We start from the raw sequence: 20,967 nt of genomic DNA, 5'->3' as shown, positions 1-20,967 counted from the left end.
CGGTCGGACTTCCTCGACATGAACGAGCCGCGGATGCGGCGGCCTTCAATTATATTCGCGCGGCGCGAGGTCACGCATTCGACGCGAAATAGTCCTGAAGGGCGCGGACTTCGAGATCTCCCGATACATAGGCCCTGATGCTCTGGACTGCTGCGATCGCGCCGGCCAGAGTCGTATAATAGGGGACTTTATGCAATAGCGCAGCTTGGCGCAAGGAACGAGAATCCGCCAGCGCCTGAGCGCCTTCGGTCGTGTTGAACACCAGCTGAACCGAGCCGTTCTTGATGGCGTCCACAATATGCGGGCGGCCTTCCGACACTTTGTTGAGCTTTTGCGCCGGCACGCCTTGCTCCTGCAGAAAGCGCGCCGTGCCTCCCGTCGCCACCACGGTGAAGCCGAGGCTCACCAGCTGCTGGACCGCCGGTATGACGCGCGGCTTGTCGGCGTCGCGCACCGAGACGAAGACCGTTCCCTGCCGCGGCACCTTTGTGCCGCCGCCGAGCTGGCTCTTGGCGAAGGCGGCCTCGAAGCTGCGGTCGAGGCCGATGACCTCGCCCGTCGAGCGCATTTCCGGCCCGAGCACGGTGTCGACGCCGGGGAAGCGCGCGAAGGGGAAGACCGATTCCTTCACGCCGACGTGATTCGGCGCGCGGGTGGGCAGAGTGAAGGCCGAGAGCTTCTCCCCAGCCATGATCCGCGCCGCGATCTTGGCGATGGGCGCGCCGATCACCTTGGCGACGAAGGGCACGGTGCGCGAGGCGCGCGGATTGACCTCGAGCACGAAGATTTCGCCGTCCTTCAGCGCATATTGGACGTTCATCAGCCCGATGACGCCGAGCGCCTTGGCGAGCTGGATCGTCTGCCGCTCGAGCTCGGCCACCATCTCCGCCGACAGCGAGCGCGGCGGCAGCGAGCAGGCCGAATCGCCGGAATGAATTCCCGCTTCCTCGATATGCTCCATCACCCCGGCGATGGCCGCCTCCTCGCCATCGGCGAGACAGTCGACGTCCACCTCTATGGCGTCGGTGAGATAACGGTCGAAGAGCAGCGGGTTCTTGCCGAGAACCGTGTTGATCTGCCCGGTCTTGTCATTGGGGTAGCGCGCCTTCACATCGGAAGGCACGAGGCTCGGCAGCGTGCCGAGCAGATAATCGTCGAGCGTGTTCTGATCGCGGATGATGGCCATCGCGCGTCCGCCCAGCACATAGGAGGGCCGCACCACCAGAGGCAGGCCGAGCTCGCCGGCGACGAGCCGCGACTGCTCCACCGAATAGGCGATGCCGTTTTTCGGCTGCTTCAATCCGAGCTTGTCGAGCAGGCGCTTGAAACGGTCGCGATCCTCGGCGAGGTCGATCGAATCGACCGGCGTGCCGAGAATGGGCAGGCCCGCCGAGCTCAGCGCATGGGCGAGCTTCAAGGGCGTCTGGCCGCCGTATTGGACGATGACGCCGTGCAATGTCCCATTGCTGCGCTCGACGTCCAAAATCTCCTCCACATCCTCGGCCGTCAGCGGCTCGAAATAGAGACGATCGGAGGTGTCGTAATCCGTCGACACAGTCTCGGGATTGCAGTTGATCATGATGGTTTCATAGCCCGCGTCGGCGAGCGCGAAGCAGGCGTGGCAGCAGCAATAGTCGAACTCTATGCCCTGGCCGATGCGGTTCGGCCCGCCGCCGAGAATGACCACCTTGCGCCGATTCGACGGCCGCGCCTCATTGGCCGGCGCGCCGAGGAAAGGCGTCTCATAGGTCGAATACATATAGGCGGTGGGCGAGGCGAATTCCGCCGCGCAAGTGTCGATGCGCTTATAGACCGGCCGCACGCCGAGCGCCCGCCGCGCCGCGCGCACCTCCTTCTCGCCGGCGCCGGTGAGCGTGGCGAGGCGCGCGTCGGAGAAGCCGGCGAATTTCAGGGCGCGGAAATTCTCGGCGTCCTTCGGCAGGCCGAAGGCGCGCACTCTGGCCTCCAGCGCGACGATCTCCTCAATCCGCGCGATGAACCAGGGATCGATCTTGCAGGCCTCGTGAATCTCCTGCGGATCCATGCCGAGCCGCAGCGCCTGGCCGACGACGAGCAGCCGATCCGGCGTCGGCGTGCCGAGCGCGGCGCGCAGGACGTTCATATCGTCACCGCGGCCCATGCCGTCGATCTCGATCTCGTCGAGGCCGGAGAGGCCGGTCTCCAGCGAGCGCAGCGCCTTTTGCAGCGATTCGGCGAAATTGCGCCCGATCGCCATGACCTCGCCGACGGATTTCATCGCCGTCGTCAGAATCGGCTCGGCGCCGGGGAATTTCTCGAAGGCGAAGCGCGGAATCTTGGTGACGACATAATCGATCGTCGGCTCGAAGGAGGCCGGCGTCGCCCCTCCGGTAATGTCGTTGGCGATCTCGTCCAGCGTGTAGCCGACGGCGAGCTTGGCGGCGACCTTGGCGATGGGGAATCCCGTCGCCTTGGAGGCCAGCGCCGAGGAGCGCGACACGCGCGGATTCATCTCGATGACGATCATGCGGCCGGTGGCGGGATCGACGGCGAATTGCACATTGGAGCCGCCGGTCTCGACGCCGATCTCGCGCAGCACGGCGAGCGAGGCGTCGCGCATGATCTGATATTCTTTGTCGGTCAGCGTCAGGGCAGGGGCGACGGTGATCGAATCGCCCGTATGCACGCCCATCGGATCGATATTCTCGATCGAGCAGACGATGATGCAATTGTCCGCTTTGTCGCGGACGACCTCCATCTCGTACTCTTTCCAGCCGATGACGCTCTCTTCGATCAGCACCTCGGTGGTCGGCGAGGCATCTAAGCCCCGCTCGATGATGTCGATGAACTCGGCCTTGTTATAGGCGATGCCGCCGCCCGTGCCGGCCAAAGTGAAGGAGGGGCGGATGATCGCCGGCAGGCCGATGTCCTCCAGCGCCTCCAGCGCCTCGGTCAGGCCCTTGGAAATGTAGCGCCGCTTGCGCTCCGGCTCGTCCGTCTCCCAGCGGCGGCGAATATCGGCGATCGCCTTCTGCTTCTCCTCGGCGGAGAGGGTGGAGGCCTCGATCTCGGCGATCTCGGCGTTGCGCTTGGCTTTGTCGGAGGTCTTGACGTCGGTGGCGTTGGCGAGGCGCGAGCGCGGCGTCGCGAGGCCGATCTTGGTCATCGCCTCGCGGAACAATTCGCGATCCTCGGCCTTGTCTATGGCCTGGGCGTTGGCGCCGATCATCTCGACGTCGAATTTCTCCAGCACGCCCATGCGCTCGAGCGAGAGCGCGCAATTCAAGGCGGTCTGGCCGCCCATGGTGGGCAGCAGCGCGAAGCCGCCAGGAATGGCGTAGCGCTCCTTCTCGATGATCTTGGCGACGATCTCGGGCGTTATCGGCTCGACATAGGTCCGATCCGCCATGTCGGGATCGGTCATGATCGTCGCGGGATTGGAATTGACGAGGACGATTCGATAGCCCTCGGCGCGCAGGGCCTTGCAGGCCTGAGTGCCGGAATAGTCGAATTCGCAGGCCTGGCCGATGACGATGGGGCCGGCGCCGATGATCAGAATGGTCGAGATGTCTGTTCGCTTCGGCATGTCGGTCCGTCTGTCATCCTTTCGTCGCGGGACACTCCCCAGAATGGGGGAGAGCGCGCGTCTTGTCGTCTGTCGCGGCGCCGGCGCGCACAAAAAAAGGCCGCGCTGCAGCCTTTCCAAGGTCCAGCGCGCCCTCCCTAGAGACGAGATCGAGCGGGGCGAGAGGCCCGGCCCGGCGGTCGGCCGTGTGTTAGACGAGAATCTGCGGAAGGGGAAGGGGGCGCAGCCGTTTGCCGACAAGGAATTCCTAACCTATGCTCCGTGGCGGTAGAACGCCTTGGTCCGGACGATCGAGCCTTTGAACTTCGCTCGTGTGGCAGAAAATTTCTTGGAGGAAGCGGCGATGTTGGAACTCGATTTTACAGCAGAGACTCTTCCCCCTGCGATCAGACGGCTTTTCGAGTTGAACGGCTATGATGTTAGAGAAAATATCCATATACATGGAGCTCAAGTCGACCTTATTGCAGAATCGAAGGCAAGCCCATTCGCTCCTACCATATACATTGAGGCTACGATTGAATATGTGAGCAATACAAAATACGCAAAGGACTTGACGAAATTTGCCTTGTTACAAAAGCAGGACGCATCATGTGTCTGCCTGCTAATTTCGAGCAACGGGTTTACAGCTGAGGTGCGAGAGCGCGCGACGGCAACTGGCATAAAAACAATGACTTATGCAGAGTTGTTTAGGTCGTTTGAAAAGTTCTCATATTATGTAGATCGAATCCTGGAAGATCGTGAGCTAAAACAGTTTGAAAACTCCTATGAAGAACCTTTTTTTGACGATTCGAACGGTCATGAACGCGCGACCGATTGGATCATGTCGTGGGCGTCAGACAACTCGACAGACAGGCGTTGGATAATAGTACTGGGAGAATATGGAACAGGCAAGACAGCGCTTACTCAGGTGATACAGAGGCGCTTAGTAGAGAAGTATAGAAAATCACCAGATGAGCCAATTCCGTTGCGGATTGAGCTCCGTGATTTTTCGAGACAATTTGATTCTCGGACTCTGTTGCATCATTTCTTGGATACAAACGGGTTAACGCATATTTCAATCGATTTTCTTCTTCAGTTGATTCGTACCGGTCGTGTTATCCTGCTATTGGATGGATACGACGAGATGGCTCAATTTCTAAATACGCGTGAGAGGAGGGCATGCCTAAGCGCCCTGGCGGACCTAGCTTCTGGTGGAGCGAAGGGAGTGCTTACTAGCAGGCCAAACTATTTTACGGAATCCGAGGAGTTTCACGTTTTCGAGGCGTTATATAAGATGTTTAAGGACAATGAATACTATATTAGCAAGAGCGATGAAGGCTACCTGGAAACAGAGAGGCGCGTTGACATTGCAGTTACGCGGTTGCTTTTAAATAGGTTTGAAAGAGTTCTACAAGATCTGTCCCCGGTGCAAACATTGGCTCTAGTAGAAAGAAAGCTAAAAGATGACTTAGTTGGCCAGGGGATCGTTATTTCAATTCTTAAGTCTGTTTTTCGTACGGTTGCTGGTGAAAATCGCTCTCTTTCTGGTAAGCCGGTAATAATTACGTACTTGCTAGATCTAATTGATGAATTGAAGGCTCAGCCGGAAGAAGAAATGAATGGCAATCCAAGGGTGTTGGGGGAGTGGGTTATATATAAGATGATAATTGATAGATTGATGTTAAGAGATCAAAAGAGGACGCCTGGAATTGAGCCGAAGATTCGGAGGGCGTGCCTTCATCAGCTGGCAATTATTCTTTCTCAAAGAGATGTTAGAATTGCAACAGACAGTATATTTTATTCAATCATTGATCAGGAGTTTAGGGCGTATCTGAGAGTTCTTGATGCAGACCATCGGGTATCGGAAAGAATCTCATTGTTTGAGAATCTTAGAAGCTCAGCCACTCTCACTAGATCAACAGAGAACTCTCAGGCTGGGTGGGCCTTCTCTCACAATTCTCTGAGGGAATATCTAGTTGCTGAGTATTTTATTGGAAAATGCAGGGCCAAGGATTTTCCGGATATAAAAGTTCCCATCTCTGAGCCAATGAAATCGTTTGTCGCTTCAATGGACAGAAGTGTAATAGAAAGCTGCATTAATTCAATTACAGCGGTGTGGCCGTATCGAGAAGCAAAGCCATCGCTCGGCACCTATGTATGCCTGTTATGGGAGGCCTTTGGGAGGCTTGGCGATGGCCAAAAAACAGATAGCGTCTTGAAGAAATTTGGAGGCGGAGACCTACTTTTGGATTCAATACGTGTTCAGGAAATTAGCTTCAATATAAATAATTTAAGTTCAAATAAAATATCTATAAATATGAGAAACTCTGAGGCATCACGCTTGTCATTTGGTGCACTCGATCTATCAAATAGCGCGTTCGAAAATTCTTTGTTGGATTCTATCTTGTTCTACGACTGCAATCTTACTTCTAGTAGCTTTGATGGTGCTCTTATATATGAATGTGATTTTTCAAATTGCGTTTTTGATGGTGCGTCATTTAAGGCGTTGGCTGAAAAGCCATGTATATATGTAAGCATAAATGGCAGTAGGGTATATCTTGAAGGAGATAGTGCTGCCGGATACCTGAAATATCAAGGAGCTATCGTTGATGAAATAGATGATTACTTTGTCTACGGTCATCATCCAAAATTCGATATTGTAGCAAAGATTCTTGAGAAGCTAGCTGAGCAGCCACTACGTGAAATTCGAGGGCTTACGCAAAGAGGCGTGGCTCGCGATGATCCGCCTTTTGCCCGGGAGTTCGTTGATTTTATGATAAGAAAAGGGATGGTCGAAGTGATCAGAGCCGAGGCCGTCAGGACTACACCGATAGGAAGGGAACTGGTCTCAGAATTTGTACATGAACGCCTTCCAGAACCTTTTAGCGAATTTTTGGAACAACGACGATAAGTGCAGATGAGCGAGTTTGGCCAAAGTCTGGTCGAGAGAACGGATGCCGCTGCCCTGCCTAACCCACGCGACGCCGATTCTTGAGCATCCAAAGCGGGGAGGGCTCCCCTCTGAGAGTGTTCGCGCGGCTGCACAAGGGGCCCGCGTGCCTTCCGCGTCAATCCGGATATGCTTCCGCCCGCGGCCGCGTCCGCGAATCGACGCGTGTGGCGAGCCAGATCACATGGCGCGCGCCGCCGCCTCCGCGATGGGCGCGCGCTTTGACCTCCTCGACGCGGAAGCCGGCCTTGCGCAGCCGCGCGGAAAACGCCCGATCCGGCGCGCAGGACCATACGGCCAGCACGCCGGCCGGACGCAGCGCGGAGCGCGCCTCCCGCAGTCCCTCCTCGCCATAGAGCCCGCCATTGGCGTCGCGCGTGAGGCCTTCGGGGCCGTTGTCGACATCGAGGAGAATGGCGTCGTAGCCGCCGCGGCCGGAGCGGATCGCCCGCCCGACATCCTCCACCTCTATGCGCACGCGCGGGTCGGTCAGGCTGTCGCCGAAAACCTCCGCCATCGGCCCCCGCGCCCAGGCCACGACGGCGGGCACGAGCTCGGCGACGGTGATCTGCGCCTTCGCCCCGAGAGCGCCGAGCGCGGCGCGCAAGGTGAAACCCATGCCGAGCCCGCCGATGAGCGCGCGCGGCTGCGCCCGGCCGGCGATTTTCCCGCAGGCGAGCGAGGCCAGCGCCTCCTCCGAGCCGCTGAGGCGGCTGTTCATCAGCTCATTATTGCCGAGCATGATGGAGAATTCCGCGCCCCGCCGCTTGAGCCGCAGTTCCTCCGCGCCGCCGGGCACGGGGGCCGTATCGAGCTGGGTCCAGGGGATCACGGGAAGAGCTTTTCCTTGGAGGGCGGCGCGTTTCAGTGGAGTGGTGATAGCTCGAGGCGAGATTTGGCGTCCAGCACGGAGGAGGCGGTCATGTCCACGAGCGCGGACATGACGCCGCCGCGTGAGGAGCTGCTCATCCGGATTCAAAGCCTTGGCGTCCCGGTCCCGCCGACTAGAAATCCGCCATGAACTCGGCTATAGGACAAAAAAAATCTCCTCCGTTCGCCGCGGGGATTGCGGCCGGCGCGACGAACGGAACTCCCGATCGGAGTCCGCCTGTCTATGTCGCTCGAACCATTCGGATATATCCCTCTCTCCTTTCTCGCCTGGGCCGCGCAGATGGTCGCGTTCCACGGGATCGGTCTCGCTTTCGAATGGTGTGATTCGACCGGCCGGCTGAAGCGCTTCAAGGTTCGCGACCTCGATCGCATGAGCTATCGCCAGCTGCTGCCGCGCGTCTTGTTCAATCAGACGGCGATACTCCTGCCCTCCATGCTGGCGGTGGAATATTTCGGCCTCGGCTTCGTCGGCGCGCCGCATCTGAGCTGGACCGCGCTCGTCCTGACCATGATCGGCATGCTGATCGGCCATGACATCGTGCAATATGTCGCGCATCGCCATCTGCTGCATCATCCGGCGATGATGAATCGGCTCGGCCATGCGCTGCATCATCAGACCGGCGCCAGCAAGGCGATCAGCGCCTGCTATCAGTCCGGCGCGGATTTCTTCTTCGAGATCGTGATGCCCTATCTGCTGCCGCTGGTTCTCGTCGGCGGCGGCGGCGCCAGCGTCGCTTTTCATCTGTGGATGACCAGCCTCGGCGCGCTCGGTGGGCTCTATGAGCATTCGGGCTATGATTTCGGCCTCGCCTTCCGCGATCCCGCGGCGAAGGGCTGGCGCAAGCGGCTCAACGCCACGCTCGATCATCTCACCACCAGCGCGGCCCACGGCTTCCACCACACGCGTGGCAATGTGAGCTTTTCCGACGGTTTCGGCACGCCGGGCCTCTGCGACACTCTGTTCAAGACGCGCTGGGACCTCGTGCCGGAGCGCGTGCGCCAACGCGAGCGCGTGGCGGCCTCCGTCTGATCGGCGGAGCCGTCGCCGGCTCGCCTTCCGGGTTTTTCGGCGCTCCATCAATTGGTCAGCACGACGCCGGTCGCCTTGGCGGTCGAATCATTGGCGGCGCATGTCACCGACATGACCGCGTCATTATAGTCATAGTCGTCGGTGTTTCCGCCCATGTCGTTCCAGGCGTAATAGAGCGTCTTGCCCGCGGCCGAGGCGCAATTGAGCGCCGCATAGGTCGGCAATGACGAGAGGCAGGAGCCGCTGACCAGCGACGATAGGCTGGTGACGACCTGAAGGCTGCAATTCTTCGTCACGCTCGAATAGGCGGTTTTGCTCGGGGGCGACAAATGCGAATAGAAATAATGCGACGAGCCCTGCGCGCCGCCATAGCCGTTGGAGCCATAGCCGCCGCGTCCGCCGGTGACATTGTAGAGCGCCAGTCCCAATTTCTGCCCGGCGGTGAGCGTCACCTTGATCGTGCCGGAGGTGGAGCCGCCGCTGTTGCTGAACAGCTTGGTGAGGCTGGAGGTCGATGGCGTCGAGCCGTCGCTCGGCACGATGTAATAATAGAGCGTGTTGGCGTCCAAGGCGCTGGAGTTGAATTGCGATAGGGCGATGCTCGCCGTGTAGACGAAATTTTTCGCCGTGGCCGTCACCGATATCGGCGCATTCGCCATAATGGCCGCGAGCATCTGGCTTTTGGCCGTGGCCGAGGCCGTCACCGTGACGATATAGGCGGTGGTCGAGCTGCTGGAGCTGGCCGTCGATGTCGTCGCCGAATAGCTGATCGAGGCGGAGGCGCTGGGCAGAAGCGCAACGGCGCCGGCCATATAGGCTTTGGCGGCGGTGACGGCGGCGGCGCTGGTCGAGGAAGAGACATAGGCGGTCGCGCCGGCCAAGGCCGCCTGATCGACGGCGTTCTGCAATCGCGAGCGAATCGCGAAAGCGCTCGCCAGATTGACGCCTGCTCCGATCAGCAGAGCGAGCGGCAGCAATACGGCGGCGAACAGGAGCACCGCCGCGCCGCGACGATCCGCGCGGAAGCGGGCGAATGTCGATCTTTTCTCAATCATGAGTCACCTTCGATCCGTTGCGTGGCTTGGCGACCGCGATCGCCGAGAAAGAGAATGTCGAGGGCAGCACGTAGGAGACGGGGGCCGCATAGGCGTATGTCGCCTGCACCACGATGGCGCTGTCGCCGGAGGTCGGCGTGTAGGTCGTCGCCAGCGTCGGCGCATTGGTCGTCGCGGAGGCGGAGCCGCAGCTCGTGTCCTGCCAGTCTTTCGCCCGGCCGCTGCTCGAATAGACGACGCTCGTCACCGCGGCTTTGAAGCCCGAGCTCTTCAGCGGCGAAAGCGCCATTTGCGCGCCCGAGCAGAGATTGGACATGATCGTCGTGGAGACATTCGTCTGCTGGGAGACGAGATCGGCCAAGGTCTGCGCCGCCAGCCGCGCTTTCCAGCTCGCTCGAATGAGCCGCGTCGCCTCGAAGGCGCCGAGAGTGAGCATGAGAGCGACTGGCGCGATCAGCGCGAATTCGACGAGCGCGACGCCGCCGTCCTGTCGAAGCGGGCGGCTCATGAATAGGGCTCGTTCTGGAAGGCGACCGTCGACAGAATCAGCAGATAGCCGTTCTTGCCGAAGAGGGAGGAGAGCCAGGGCGCGAACAGCGTGCGCGTGAAGCCGACCTGCACCAGCACGTCCGATCCGCCCGAGCCGATGGAAAAGCTCATATTGGTCAGCGCATTGGCGCTGTCGGTCGTGATGGTTGTCGAAAGGGCGGAGAAGCTCGTCCCGGATTGGACCGTATATTTGATCGAAGCGCAGGGGACGACGCCATAGAGATAGGCGCAGAGCGTCGTCTTGAAGGCCGCCGACGTCGTCGTCGCGCCGATCTTGACGCTGCGCGCCGCCCGCAATGTCGCGCTGTCCAGCACGCTCTGCTCGAGCAAAGTCATGCCGAGATCGATCCACACGACCAGGATCAAAATGAAAATCGGCGCGATGAACGCGAATTCGACCGCCGTCGCGCCGCTTCGACATTCGGAGAAGGCGGCGCGCCTCTCACATGCTCCCAATGTGGCCATCATGGCGCTCCGCTCTTGCGTGGGAAACTATCCCACATCATGAGGGGCGGGTGTTACCTAGGCATTAATGCGATCATGGCCGCGCGGCGAAGCAGCGCTGGGGGGCTTTCGCGCATCCGTCTGGGGAAACGCCACGCCCGCCATAATGTCGCCCGAACTCGCCCGTCATCTGGCCGTCGCGGTGAAGCGATTCCGCGTTCCCGATTGCGGGAGGCTCGGGCGCCGGCCGCCGCCGAACTGTCTCGCGAGCGCGGCCCGCGCGCTTGTTTTTCTCGTGGATCAGGCCGGGTGGCGCGTCCCGGAGATTTGGTCTACAGAAAGTAAACCGCCTACGCCCGATGAGGTCGATCACATGCCGATGATTTTCCGCTCGTCCCGCTATCGCGTCGCGGTTCTCGCCTGCACGCTGCTCGCGGCGGCGCCGGCGCGCGCCGATATCATGGACAGCATAACGAGCGGCTTCGGCCTCTTCTCCGGCGAAAAATACAAGACCGAGATTCTGCCCGATATTCCGGCCGAGGATATCTATAATCAGGGCCTCGCCCGCATGGACGCCCATGATTACGAGAACGCCGCCAAGAAGTTCGGCGAGCTCGAGAAGCAATATCCCTTCTCGCAATGGGCGCGCAAAGGCCTGCTGATGCAGACTTTCGCGCAATATCAGAAGCCCGCCTATGACGACGCGGTCGCCTCGGCGCAGCGCTACATCGGCCTCTACCCGACCTCTCCAGACACGCCCTATATGTATTATCTCGCGGGAATGTCTTATTATAATCAGGTCCCTGCGGTGATGCAGGACCAGGAGAGCGCGGAGAAGGCCCTGGCCATCTTCACCCAGCTCGTCGAGAAGTTCCCCAAGTCGGAATATGTGACCGACGTCAAATACAAGATCCAGGTGGCGCGCGATCAGCTCGCCGCCAAGGACATGACGGTCGGCCGCTTCTATCTGACGCGCAAGAATTACGCGGCCGCGGTCAATCGCTTCCATGACGTGCTCGCCAAATATCAGACGACCCGCCACGCCGAGGAGGCGCTGTATCGGTTGACGGAGGCCTATTTCGCTATGGGCGTCGTCAATGAGGCGCAGACGGCAGCGGCCATTCTGGGGCATAATTTCCCCGATTCGTCCTGGTACAAGGATGCGCATTCGCTGCTCGCGACGGGCGGCGTCGCGCCCGAGGAACATCAGGGCTCGTGGCTCTCCAAGATCGGCAAGACGCTCGGCTCCAGCTGAGCGTTCGCAGGGGCGAGCCGAGGGGGCCGGAAGAGTAGAGCGCGCGCATGCTCGTCCGTTTGTCTATTCGCGATATCGTCCTCATCGACAGGCTCGATCTCGAGTTCTCGTCAGGCCTGACCACGTTGACCGGCGAGACCGGCGCGGGCAAATCCATCCTTCTCGACGCTTTCCTGCTGGCGCTGGGCGCGCGCGGCGACGCCTCGCTGGTGCGCGCCGGCGAGGAGCAGGGGCAGGTGACGGCGGCCTTCGATCTGCCGTGCGACCATCCGGCCCTCGCCGCGGCGCGCGAGTTCGGCCTCGACGCCGAGGATGAGCTGGTTTTGCGCCGTGTGCAGACCGGCGACGGCCGCACCCGCGCCTTCGTCAACGATCAGCCGGCGAGCGCCCAGGCGCTGCGCGTGATCGGCGCTTCGCTGGTCGAGATCCATTGCCAGCACGATGATCGCGCATTGGTGGACCCGAGCGCCCATCGCGCCCTCGTCGACGCCCATGGCGGGCTCGGCGAAGCGGCGGCGCAGGTGCGGGAGCTGCATGGCGCCCTCCAGCGCGCACGCCGCGAGCTGACCGAGGAGGAGGCCCGCGTCGCCAAGGCGCGCGCCGACGCCGATTATCTGCGCCACGCCAATGAGGAGCTGGAGGCGCTGGCGCCGCAGCCGGGCGAGGAGGCTGCGCTCGCCGAGCGGCGCCAGACGATGCAGCGCTCCGAGAAAGTGGCCGGCGATCTGCGTGACGCGCTCGAGGCTTTTTCCGGCGATCATTCGCCCGCCGGCGAGATCGCCTCCGCCGCCCGGCGGCTGGAGCGGCGCGCGACCCAGGCGCCGCAGCTCATCGAGCCGCCGGCCAAGGCGCTCGCCCAGGCGCTGGACGCGCTCTCCCTCGCCGAGCAGGCGCTGGAGCAGGCGCTCCGCGACGCCGATTTCGACCCGCGCGAATTGGAGCGCGTGGAGGAGCGGCTGTTCGCTCTGCGCGGCGCCGCGCGCAAGCATCAGACCAGCGTCGACGCGCTGCCCGCGCTGGCCGAGCGCTTCGCCGCCGATCTCGCCGCGCTGGACGCCGGCGAGGCGCGCATCGTCGCGCTGAGCGAGGCGGTCGCCAAAGCGCAGGCCGCCTACGCCAAGGCGGCGGAAAGCCTTTCGGCGGCGCGCCGCGCGGCGGCCAAGACGCTCGACGCTCTCGTGGAGGGCGAGCTGAAGCCGCTGAAGCTGGAAGGCGCGCGCTTTCGCACCGAGATCGTCAGCGATCCTGCGACCGGCGGGCCGGACGGCTATGATCGTGTGGAGTTCTGGGTGCAGACCAATCCGGGCTCGCGGCCCGGCCCGCTGGTGAAGGTCGCCTCCGGCGGCGAGCTCGCGCGCTTCATGCTGGCGCTGAAAGTCGTGCTCGCCGATCGCGGCTCGGCGCCGACGCTCGTCTTCGACGAGATCGACACCGGCGTCGGCGGCGCGGTGGCGGACGCCATCGGCCAACGTCTGGCGCGGCTCGCCAAACGCGCGCAAGTGCTCACCGTCACCCATGCGCCGCAAGTGGCGGCGCGCGCCAGCCGGCATTTGCGCATCGCCAAAGGCGCCGTGAAAGGCAAGGCGAAAGACCGCGTGGCGACGCGCGTCGCCGAGCTGGAAGAGGCGGAGCGGCGCGAGGAGATCGCCCGCATGCTCTCGGGCGCCGCCATCACCGACGAGGCCCGCGCGGCGGCTCGCCGGCTGCTGGAAGGGGCGGGCTAGAGCGTGTCCGCGGGGCCGGAGGCGCTCACGAGGCCCGTACGGATTCGGGCCGATTTGGCGAAAGCTCGATCTTCGGTTAAGAAGCGCTAACCAAATCGGCTCGGGAGGACGAATGAGACTGGCGATTTGCGCGGCGACCGCCGCCTTGGGCTTTGCGCTCGCGGGCTGCAATTCCTCTTCTCCCGAACGTCAATTCGTCGCCAAGGCGGTCGAAGAGCCGCCGCCGCCGAAAGCGAAGCTCTCGCAGCGCGAGAAGCTGGAAGACAGCATTTCCCGCTGCGCTCGCACTTACGACATTCCCGAATCGCTGATCCATACCGCCGTCCGCCGCGAGAGCAATTACAATCCCGCCGCCAAGAACGGGCCGTATTGGGGCTTGATGCAGATCCGCTACGACACGGCGCGCAGCGTCGGCTACAGCGGTCCGGCCAAGGGCCTGCTGGACGCGGAAACCAATCTCGCCTACGCCGGCGCCTATCTCGCCAACGCCTTCCGCGTCGCCGGCGGCGACGCGCAGCGGGCCATTCAGCTCTACGCCAAGGGCTTTTATTTCGAGGCCAAGCGCAAGGGCCTGCTCGGCCAAATGGCCAGCGGGCGCTCGTCCACGGATGAGCTGAGCGAGCCGGCGGCGCCCGCCGTGGCGAAAGCGGAGGCGCAGCCGGTCGTGCTGGCGGCGATCGATATTCCCGCCGGCAAGCACCTCAGAACGGCGGAGCCGGAAGCCCAGCCGGCGCCGATCATGACCTCGGCGGAGGCGCAGGCCCCGATCGCGCTGGAGGAGCAGACGGCGCAGCAGTAGAGGCGCCCGTCACAAAGCGTCCGGCCAGCGGCGCGCTCCGTGATAGAGGCGCAATATGTGAATAGTCTCGTTCTGCACGCGATAGGGAACGAGGTAGGGCGTTCCTGTGACGACGAATTCCCGTGTGCCGAAAATACGGCCGGGACGTCCGATGTGTGGAGCGCCGGGAAGGGTCGTTTCGAGCGTTTCGACGAGATGCAGGACCATCCGCCGGGCGGCGGCCGGATTATCGCGCGCGATATAGGCTCGGATCGCCGACAAATCGCCGAGCGCTTTTCGCGACCAGACGATTTTCATGGAGCCGGCGTTTCATCCGGCGTGTCCCATGATTCGACCCATTTCCGCACGTCCTGGTGCGCTATCGCTTCGCCCGCGTCGATCGCGCGTATCGCGTCTCGAATTCCCTCGACTTGCCATTCATTGGCGTCGAGAAATTGAGTGATCGCTTCCGCTGCGAGAAAAGAACGGCTGCGGCCGGTGCTCTCGGCGAGCTTCTCCAGCCGCGCCTTGGTCTGGGCGTCGACGCGGACAGTGAAGGTTTCGCTTGCTCGCGCTTCGTTTTGTGTTTTCATGTACACATCCTATCGCCAATCTGAGTTTGGGCAAGCGCGGGCGAGGAGCGCGCTCGTTGGATTTGCTGATGTGTTGTTCTGTTCATGTTCCGACTCCCTGGGCGTCGGGGTGTGGATGGCCGCGACAAGCGCCGCCATGAAGCTGGAAACACCTCTGCCTGCTAACGTGACCTCAGATCCCCGGGAGCCCGGCCCCCCTCGCATTGCCTCTCGCGCCGCGCTGGCCTAAGACAGCCCTCCGCCCTTTTCGAAGCCAGCCCGCGCCGATGCGAGACGAATCTTTGCCCAGGATCGAGACCGAAACGCTCGCGGATCTGCGCGACGAGATCGACCGCATCGATCGCGAAATGCATGGCCTGCTCATGCAGCGCGGCGAGATCATCGATCGGCTGATCGCGGTCAAAGGGCAGAATGGCGCCTCCGCCTTTCGGCCCGACCGCGAGGCGCGGATGATGCGCGGGCTGGTCACGCGTCATACGGGCCTGCTGCCGGTCGATACGGTCGAAGGCATTTGGCGCATCATCGTCTCCACCTTCACCTATATGCAGGCGGAATACTCCCTGCACGCCGATGATTCCGGCGGCGACGCGGCCATGCGCGACAGCGCGCGCTTCCACTTCGGCTTCACCGTGCCTTACGTCACGCATCACGGCGCCGGCGCCGTGGTCGCGGCGGTCGCCGGCTCCAAGGGCGATCTCGGCATGCTGCGCTCGGCCGGCGCGCAGGAGGAGGGCGCCTGGTGGACGCGTCTCATTGGCGCCGATGCGCCGAAGATCATCGCGCGCCTGCCCTTCGTCGAGCGGCCCAATCATCCGGCCGGCCTGCCGGTGCTGATCGTCGCCAAGCCGCTCGCCGAGGCCGCCTCGCAGGATATCGCGCTCTATGCGCTCACGCTGCCGAAGTGGCACGCGGCCGCCCCTGCGGCGATCGACGCGCTCGCCGGCGAGATTCTCGCCACCGCGCCGCATGGCGGCGAGCTGTCGCTGCTCGTCGCCGCGCCCGGCCATGTGAAAGCCGCGCAATTTACGGAAGAGCTGGCGCGCGCCGGCGTCGGCCGCGCCAGCGCCGAGCCGGTCGGCAGCCATGCGGCGCGCTTCGAATTGGATACGGCCCGCAGCGGCGTTTTTGCTCCGAGGAGTTGACGAGATGACCAAACCTGTCGTGCGTCGAAGCGTGCTGGCGATCGACGCTTATGTGCCCGGCAAGAGCGCCGCCCCCGGCGCCGCGCGCGTCTTCAAGCTCTCCGCCAATGAGACGCCGCTGGGGCCGTCTCCCAAGGCCGTGGAGGCGCTGCGCGCGCTGGCGCCCAAGATCGCCGCCTATCCCGACGGCTCGGCGACGCGGCTGCGGCAGGCGATCGGCGCGGCGCATGGGCTCGATCCCGAGCGCATCGTCTGCGGCGCCGGCTCCGACGATATTCTCGCTCTGCTCGCGCACGCTTTCATCGAGCCGGGCGACGAAGGAATCTACACGCAATATGGATTTCTCGAATATCGCATCGTCATTCTCGCGGCGGGCGGCGTTCCCGTCATCGCGCCGGAGACGAATTACAAGGCGAGCGTCGACGCGATTTTGGAGAGGGTGACGGAGCGCACGAAAATCGTCTTCGTCGCCAATCCCAATAATCCGACTGGGACCTATCTGCCGAAATCGGAAATACTGCGGCTCGCCGACGCGCTGCCGCCGCATGTCGTGCTCGTCATCGACGCGGCCTATGCGGAATATGCGCAGTGCGAGGATTACTCCGCGGCGCTGGAGCTCGCCTCGACGCGCGACAATGTGGTGACGACGCGCACCTTCTCGAAAATCTACGGCCTCGCGGGGCTGCGTCTCGGCTGGGGCTATGGCTCGGCGCATATCGTCGATGCGCTGAACCGTCTGCGCGGCCCTTTCAATGTGAGCAGCGCGGCGATCGAGGCGGGCATAGAGGCCGTGCAGGACAAAGCGCATCTCGAGGCGGCGATCGCGCATAATGCGCGCTGGCTGCCGTTTCTGACGCGCGAGATCGAGGCGCTGGGGCTCGAGGTTCTGCCGAGCGTCGCCAATTTCATCGCCATTCGCTTTCCCGATGAGGCGGGGCGCACGGCGGCGGACGCCGATCGCTTCCTCACCGCGCGTGGCCTCGTGCTGCGCGCGATCGGCGCTTATGGAATGCCGCAATTTCTGCGGCTGACCATCGGCTCGGAGGAGGCCAATCGTCTCGTCGTCGCGGCGCTCGGCGAATTCACCGCATCTTGGCGCGCGGCGCCGCGGGCCGCGCATGGCTGACGCGCGCGCGCCGATCTTCGAGAAGGTCGCGCTGATCGGCCTCGGCCTCATCGGCTCGTCGATCGCGCGCGGCGCTCGCGCCTATGGCGCCGCGACTCGCATCGCCGCGAGCGACGCCTCGGAACAAGTGTGCGCGCGCGTGCGCGAGCTCGGCATAGCCGATGAAACGACCGCCGATCTCGCGCAGGCCGTCACGGGCGCCGATCTCGTTATTCTCTGCGTGCCGGTCGGCGCTTGCGGCGAGGTCGCGCGCGCGATCGCGCCGCATCTTGCGCCGGGCGCCATTCTGTCCGACGTCGGCTCGGTGAAGGGCGCCATTGTCGCGCAGGTCGCGCCGCATGTTCCCGCGAGCGCGCATTTCATTCCCGCGCATCCGATCGCCGGCACGGAATATTCCGGGCCGGACGCCGGCTTTGCGACGCTGTTTCAGAATCGTTGGTGCATTCTCACGCCGCAAGAAGGTTTCGACGGCGAGGCGGTGAGGAAGCTCTCGGCTTTTTGGACGCGCCTCGGCGCCAATGTCGAGACGATGAGCGCGACTCATCATGATCTGGTGCTGGCGGTGACGAGCCATCTGCCGCATCTCATCGCTTACAACATCGTCGGCACGGCCGCCGATCTCGAGGAGGTCACGCAGTCGGAGGTGATCAAATTCTCGGCGTCGGGCTTTCGTGATTTCACCCGCATCGCGGCCTCCGATCCGATCATGTGGCGCGATATTTTCTTGAACAACAAGGACGCCGTGCTGGAGATGCTCGGCCGTTTCGACGAGGATTTGACGGCGCTGCGCCGCCTGATCCGCACCGGCGACGGCGATGGGCTGTTCGCGCTGTTCACGCGCACGCGCGCCATCCGCCGCAGCATCATAGAGCAGGGGCAGGATACGGCGGCGCCGGATTTCGGACGCTCGGCGCCGCGCGAGGAGTGAGGCGGTTCCGGCTGAAAATTTCCCTTCTCCCCGCGAGCGGGGAGAAGGAAGACGGCGAACGCCGCGCGAGCCGATCCGCCGACGGGCGTCGAGCTGATCCAGCGCAGGCGCTTCTCTGATCGCAGCGTCACATTTCAAATGTCACATGGCCGTTCGCGTCGATCGGCCACAAGGGATTCCAGGCGATCTCCCATGCATGATCGTCGGGGTCGGCGACATAGCCGCGAAAGCCTCCGTGCGGCGGCGGGCCGGCCGGCCGCAATAGCGCGCCGCCGGCCTCGATGAGACGCTTCATGACCGGCTCGACATCCTCTTTGCTCGGGACATTATGCGCGAGCGAGAAGGCTCCTGGCGTATGGAGTCCGGAGCGGCTCATGTCCGCCTCGAGCGCGTCTTTCAGGAATGCGCCGAGAACAAAGCCGTTCATCTGGTAGAAGATGATTTGCGGGCTCTCGAAGACCGGCTTCCAGCCGAAGCCCTCGACATAGAAACGACGTGAGCGCTCCAGATCGGAGACGCCGAGCGTGATGACGGATATTTGCTGTTGCATGCCACGACCTCATTGGCCGCCGGCGCGAGATTGCGCTGGCGTTAAAGGCCATGGGACACATCGCGGCGAGCGAAGGTCAGGACCCGCTGGCGCGGGGATCGGGCCAACCGCACCGATCTCTCCTTTTCTGACGCGTGATTTTTAATCCGCCGCGCGCGGTGGAGCAAGATGGGGCGCCGTCGGATCGGCCCGATCAGATCAGCCCCATCACCTGCAGCGCGTCGGAAATCTCCTCGCGTCGTTTCTCCACCGCTACCTCGCCTTCGCGTACGGCTTCCTCCGTGCGATCGAATTCGAGCAGACCGATATGGCCGACGCGCGGCGTGATGTGCACGTCGGGCGGATCGCCGGCGAGGCGCGAGCGCGTCAAGCGGTCCTGCATGATGCTGAGCGAGGTCGTCATCACGCCGAAAATGCTCGGCCGGTCGGGGTCGCGGCGGAAGACGCCGCGCGTCAGCGACTCGGTGAGCGAGGCGACGAATGGCTTCTGCTTTTGCTCGAGCAGCGTGATCGGATCGAAGCCCATGGTCGAAGGGATGCGCGCGGCGTCGCGCGATTTCCCGATTATGTCCGTGTTGAGATTGACCGCGATCACCAGCTCCGCGCCGAGCGCGCGGCAGGCGGCGACCGGCAGAGGATCGACCAGCGCGCCATCGGCGAGCCAGCGCCCCTCCACCTCCATGGGCGGGAACAGGCCCGGCAGCGAGAAGGAGGCGCGCAGCGTCTCGGCGAGGTCGCCCTTCTGCAGCCAGATCTCATGGCCGGTGATCAGATCGGTGGCGACGGCGACGAAAGGCGTCGGCAGAGTCTCGACGCGCAGCGGCCCGAGCGCGCGGCGCAACTCCATCAGCAGCCGATCGCCCTTGATGAGGCCGCCATAGCCGAGCTGGAGATCGAGATAGGAAACGATCTTGCGCTTGTCGAGCGAGGCGGCCCAGGCCTCCAGCTCGTCGAGCTTGCCGGCGATGAAGCAGCCGCCGACGAGCGCGCCCGCAGAGGTTCCGGCGACGACATCGAAGACGACGCCCATGCGCGTCAGCGCGCGCACCGCGCCGATATGCGCCCAGCCGCGCGCCATGCCGGAGCTGAGCGCGAGGCCGATCTTGCGCCTGCCGAGTGGATGCTCCTCTTTGTCGGGCGTCACCGTCGCTTCCCTCGTCGTCGCCGCTCAGGCTCTTTTTTTCGCCCCCCGTCGTTCACATATCACATCCGCCGCCTTCGGGGGCGAGGGCGAAGATCACGCCGCGGAGGGAGCGCGGATGAGCGCCGAGACGGTCGAATATGATCGCTATCGCGTGATGGTCGAGGCCTCGCCGGCGGCGATTCTCATCGTGGGCTCCGATGGGCTGGTGCGCTACGCCAATCGCGAGACGGAACACATGTTCGGCTACGCGCGGGAGGAGCTGATCGGCCGCTCTGTCGATCTGCTGACTCCTGCGGTCGTCCAACGCCGCCACGCCGCCTACCGCCGGTTCTTTTACGCCGATCCGAGCCGCCGCCGGATGGGCGTCGGCCGTGAGATCAAGGCCCGGCGTCGCGACGGCGGCGAGTTTCCGGTCGAGATCGGGCTCGCGCCGCTGGCGACCGCGCACGAGCTGATGGTGACGGCCACGATCCTCGACATGAGCAGGCGGCGAGAGGTGGAGCGCGCGCTCACCGCCAGCGTCGCGGAGCTGGAGCGCGCCAATGAGAGGCTCGGCCAATTCGCCTATGTCGCCTCGCTCGATCTGCAGCAGCCCTTGAATGAGATCGCCGCGCAATCGACGCGGCTCGATGCCGCCATGGCGGCGGGATGCTGCGACGAGATCGCGCAGGCGAGCGCTCATATGCGTTGCGCGGCCGTGCGCGGGCGCAAGCTCGTCGGCGATCTGCTCATTTATGCGCGCACCATCTACGGCGATCAGCAATTGGAGGCGCTGGATCTGCGCGAGGAGGTGCAATTCTCCCTCGCGGCGCTGGCGCAATCGATCGAAGCGGGCGCGACCAGGCTCGAGGTCGATATTCCCGCCGCCGCTTTCGTCGGCGACCGCGCGCAATTTGCCTGCCTGATGCAGAATATCGTCGCGAATGCGGTCAAATATCGCAAGCCCGGCCGGCCGGCCGAGGTAACGATCGCGGCGACGCTGGAGCAGGGCGCCATTCGCCTCTCCATCGTCGATAAGGGCGTCGGCTTCGAGCAGGACTTCGCGCAGCGAATTTTCGAGCCCTTCAGCCGGCCGGAGAGCGATGTGGAATATGCCGGCACTGGCATAGAGCTGGCGATCTGCAAATCCATCGCGGATCGTCACGGCTGGGAGATAGAGGTCGAGTCGCAGCCGGGCGACGGGACGGCGTTCCGCCTCGCGATACCGGCGCTATTCGCGCCGTCCATGTGAGTCCTTCCCCCGCGAGCGGGAGAAGGACAGGCG

At 63.2% G+C, this 20,967-nt stretch carries 18 protein-coding genes; 9 read left to right on the top strand and 9 right to left on the bottom strand.

Annotated features, from left to right (window positions below):
• Positions 1–70: 70 nt before the first annotated feature.
• Positions 71–3,565 carry a carbamoyl-phosphate synthase large subunit gene (gene carB / locus EDE12_RS11820; protein ID WP_026598889.1) on the bottom strand — a complete coding sequence of 1,165 codons (3,495 nt, stop codon included), beginning with the start codon at positions 3,563–3,565 and terminating at the stop codon, positions 71–73.
• A gap of 343 nt (positions 3,566–3,908) precedes the next feature.
• On the opposite strand from carB, the gene EDE12_RS11815 reads away from it, so the two are divergent.
• Positions 3,909–6,455, top strand: a complete 2,547-nt coding sequence (locus EDE12_RS11815; RefSeq protein ID WP_134188090.1) for an NACHT domain-containing protein — start codon at positions 3,909–3,911, stop codon at positions 6,453–6,455.
• Positions 6,456–6,612: 157 nt separating this feature from the next.
• Here the strand turns inward: EDE12_RS11815 and EDE12_RS11810 are convergent, their stop codons facing one another.
• A complete protein-coding gene (locus EDE12_RS11810; RefSeq protein WP_036290979.1) occupies positions 6,613–7,326 on the bottom strand; it encodes a hypothetical protein in 714 nt (237 codons plus the stop codon).
• A 282-nt stretch (positions 7,327–7,608) separates the two neighbouring features.
• On the opposite strand from EDE12_RS11810, the gene EDE12_RS11805 reads away from it, so the two are divergent.
• Positions 7,609–8,415 (top strand): sterol desaturase family protein, encoded by an 807-nt coding sequence (locus EDE12_RS11805; protein WP_026598887.1) that lies wholly within the window; start codon positions 7,609–7,611, stop codon positions 8,413–8,415.
• Positions 8,416–8,462: 47 nt separating this feature from the next.
• On the opposite strand, the gene EDE12_RS11800 is transcribed toward EDE12_RS11805, so the two are convergent.
• The 3 genes from EDE12_RS11800 to EDE12_RS11790 are packed head-to-tail and all read right to left on the bottom strand — an operon-like array spanning position 8,463 to position 10,487.
• Entirely contained in the window at positions 8,463–9,470 is a 1,008-nt protein-coding gene (locus tag EDE12_RS11800) for a pilus assembly protein TadG-related protein (RefSeq protein WP_024880322.1), read from the bottom strand.
• Positions 9,463–9,978 (bottom strand): TadE/TadG family type IV pilus assembly protein, encoded by a 516-nt coding sequence (locus tag EDE12_RS11795; RefSeq protein ID WP_051465422.1) that lies wholly within the window; start codon positions 9,976–9,978, stop codon positions 9,463–9,465. Before EDE12_RS11795 ends, EDE12_RS11800 begins: the two co-directional genes overlap by 8 nt.
• Positions 9,975–10,487: a TadE/TadG family type IV pilus assembly protein gene (locus tag EDE12_RS11790; RefSeq protein ID WP_051592502.1), complete on the bottom strand. Its 513-nt coding sequence runs from the start codon at positions 10,485–10,487 to the stop codon at positions 9,975–9,977. The genes EDE12_RS11795 and EDE12_RS11790 overlap by 4 nt, the downstream gene beginning before the upstream one ends.
• Before the next feature lie 349 nt (positions 10,488–10,836).
• Here EDE12_RS11790 and EDE12_RS11785 point away from each other — a divergent pair, with 349 nt between their 5' ends.
• From EDE12_RS11785 to EDE12_RS11775, 3 genes are all read left to right on the top strand, one after another.
• A complete protein-coding gene (locus EDE12_RS11785; RefSeq protein WP_024880320.1) occupies positions 10,837–11,718 on the top strand; it encodes an outer membrane protein assembly factor BamD in 882 nt (293 codons plus the stop codon).
• A gap of 47 nt (positions 11,719–11,765) precedes the next feature.
• Complete coding sequence (gene recN, locus EDE12_RS11780; RefSeq protein WP_026598886.1) at positions 11,766–13,442, top strand: DNA repair protein RecN; 1,677 nt, start codon at positions 11,766–11,768, stop codon at positions 13,440–13,442.
• Positions 13,443–13,554: 112 nt separating this feature from the next.
• Positions 13,555–14,241, top strand: coding sequence for a lytic transglycosylase domain-containing protein (locus EDE12_RS11775; RefSeq protein WP_026598885.1), 687 nt, complete (start codon positions 13,555–13,557; stop codon positions 14,239–14,241).
• Between the two features lie 9 nt (positions 14,242–14,250).
• Here the strand turns inward: EDE12_RS11775 and EDE12_RS11770 are convergent, their stop codons facing one another.
• Both EDE12_RS11770 and EDE12_RS11765 read right to left on the bottom strand, forming a co-directional pair.
• Entirely contained in the window at positions 14,251–14,538 is a 288-nt protein-coding gene (locus tag EDE12_RS11770) for a type II toxin-antitoxin system RelE/ParE family toxin (protein ID WP_026598884.1), read from the bottom strand.
• Complete coding sequence (locus EDE12_RS11765) at positions 14,535–14,813, bottom strand: CopG family ribbon-helix-helix protein (RefSeq protein WP_036290977.1); 279 nt, start codon at positions 14,811–14,813, stop codon at positions 14,535–14,537. Before EDE12_RS11765 ends, EDE12_RS11770 begins: the two co-directional genes overlap by 4 nt.
• A 266-nt stretch (positions 14,814–15,079) precedes the next feature.
• On the opposite strand from EDE12_RS11765, the gene EDE12_RS11760 reads away from it, so the two are divergent.
• From EDE12_RS11760 to EDE12_RS11750, 3 genes are read left to right on the top strand one after another with little or no spacing between them, the layout of a single operon-like run.
• Positions 15,080–15,955 (top strand): chorismate mutase, encoded by an 876-nt coding sequence (locus tag EDE12_RS11760; RefSeq protein WP_026598883.1) that lies wholly within the window; start codon positions 15,080–15,082, stop codon positions 15,953–15,955.
• Positions 15,956–15,959: 4 nt separating this feature from the next.
• A complete protein-coding gene (gene hisC, locus EDE12_RS11755; protein ID WP_024880314.1) occupies positions 15,960–17,081 on the top strand; it encodes a histidinol-phosphate transaminase in 1,122 nt (373 codons plus the stop codon).
• The gene (locus EDE12_RS11750; RefSeq protein ID WP_024880313.1) at positions 17,074–18,009 is read left to right on the top strand and encodes a prephenate/arogenate dehydrogenase family protein; all 936 of its coding nucleotides are present in this window, start codon (positions 17,074–17,076) and stop codon (positions 18,007–18,009) included. Before hisC ends, EDE12_RS11750 begins: the two co-directional genes overlap by 8 nt.
• A gap of 127 nt (positions 18,010–18,136) precedes the next feature.
• Here EDE12_RS11750 and EDE12_RS11745 read toward each other — a convergent pair whose 3' ends face one another.
• Together EDE12_RS11745 and EDE12_RS11740 are read right to left on the bottom strand one after the other, a co-directional pair.
• Complete coding sequence (locus tag EDE12_RS11745) at positions 18,137–18,559, bottom strand: VOC family protein (RefSeq protein WP_024880312.1); 423 nt, start codon at positions 18,557–18,559, stop codon at positions 18,137–18,139.
• Between the two features lie 193 nt (positions 18,560–18,752).
• Positions 18,753–19,703, bottom strand: a complete 951-nt coding sequence (locus EDE12_RS11740) for a patatin-like phospholipase family protein (protein WP_026598882.1) — start codon at positions 19,701–19,703, stop codon at positions 18,753–18,755.
• Positions 19,704–19,818: 115 nt separating this feature from the next.
• Here EDE12_RS11740 and EDE12_RS11735 point away from each other — a divergent pair, with 115 nt between their 5' ends.
• Positions 19,819–20,934 carry an ATP-binding protein gene (locus EDE12_RS11735; protein WP_026598881.1) on the top strand — a complete coding sequence of 372 codons (1,116 nt, stop codon included), beginning with the start codon at positions 19,819–19,821 and terminating at the stop codon, positions 20,932–20,934.
• Positions 20,935–20,967 lie beyond the last annotated feature (33 nt).

It is taken from the genome of Methylosinus sp. sav-2 (genome assembly GCF_004366495.1).
Lineage (GTDB): Bacteria > Pseudomonadota > Alphaproteobacteria > Rhizobiales > Beijerinckiaceae > Methylosinus.
The sequence above is the reverse complement of the archived record's forward strand: the minus strand, read 5'-3'. Positions and strand labels throughout refer to the sequence as shown.

Coding starts and splice junctions, on each gene's coding strand:
- carB (WP_026598889.1), bottom strand. CDS start 3,565: ATGCCGAAGCGAACAGACATCTCGACCATTCTGATCATCGGCGCCGGC.
- EDE12_RS11815 (WP_134188090.1), top strand. CDS start 3,909: ATGTTGGAACTCGATTTTACAGCAGAGACTCTTCCCCCTGCGATCAGA.
- EDE12_RS11805 (WP_026598887.1), top strand. CDS start 7,609: ATGTCGCTCGAACCATTCGGATATATCCCTCTCTCCTTTCTCGCCTGG.
- EDE12_RS11800 (WP_024880322.1), bottom strand. CDS start 9,470: ATGATTGAGAAAAGATCGACATTCGCCCGCTTCCGCGCGGATCGTCGC.
- EDE12_RS11795 (WP_051465422.1), bottom strand. CDS start 9,978: ATGAGCCGCCCGCTTCGACAGGACGGCGGCGTCGCGCTCGTCGAATTC.
- EDE12_RS11790 (WP_051592502.1), bottom strand. CDS start 10,487: ATGATGGCCACATTGGGAGCATGTGAGAGGCGCGCCGCCTTCTCCGAA.
- EDE12_RS11785 (WP_024880320.1), top strand. CDS start 10,837: ATGCCGATGATTTTCCGCTCGTCCCGCTATCGCGTCGCGGTTCTCGCC.
- recN (WP_026598886.1), top strand. CDS start 11,766: ATGCTCGTCCGTTTGTCTATTCGCGATATCGTCCTCATCGACAGGCTC.
- EDE12_RS11775 (WP_026598885.1), top strand. CDS start 13,555: ATGAGACTGGCGATTTGCGCGGCGACCGCCGCCTTGGGCTTTGCGCTC.
- EDE12_RS11770 (WP_026598884.1), bottom strand. CDS start 14,538: ATGAAAATCGTCTGGTCGCGAAAAGCGCTCGGCGATTTGTCGGCGATC.
- EDE12_RS11765 (WP_036290977.1), bottom strand. CDS start 14,813: ATGAAAACACAAAACGAAGCGCGAGCAAGCGAAACCTTCACTGTCCGC.
- EDE12_RS11760 (WP_026598883.1), top strand. CDS start 15,080: ATGCGAGACGAATCTTTGCCCAGGATCGAGACCGAAACGCTCGCGGAT.
- hisC (WP_024880314.1), top strand. CDS start 15,960: ATGACCAAACCTGTCGTGCGTCGAAGCGTGCTGGCGATCGACGCTTAT.
- EDE12_RS11750 (WP_024880313.1), top strand. CDS start 17,074: ATGGCTGACGCGCGCGCGCCGATCTTCGAGAAGGTCGCGCTGATCGGC.
- EDE12_RS11745 (WP_024880312.1), bottom strand. CDS start 18,559: ATGCAACAGCAAATATCCGTCATCACGCTCGGCGTCTCCGATCTGGAG.
- EDE12_RS11735 (WP_026598881.1), top strand. CDS start 19,819: ATGAGCGCCGAGACGGTCGAATATGATCGCTATCGCGTGATGGTCGAG.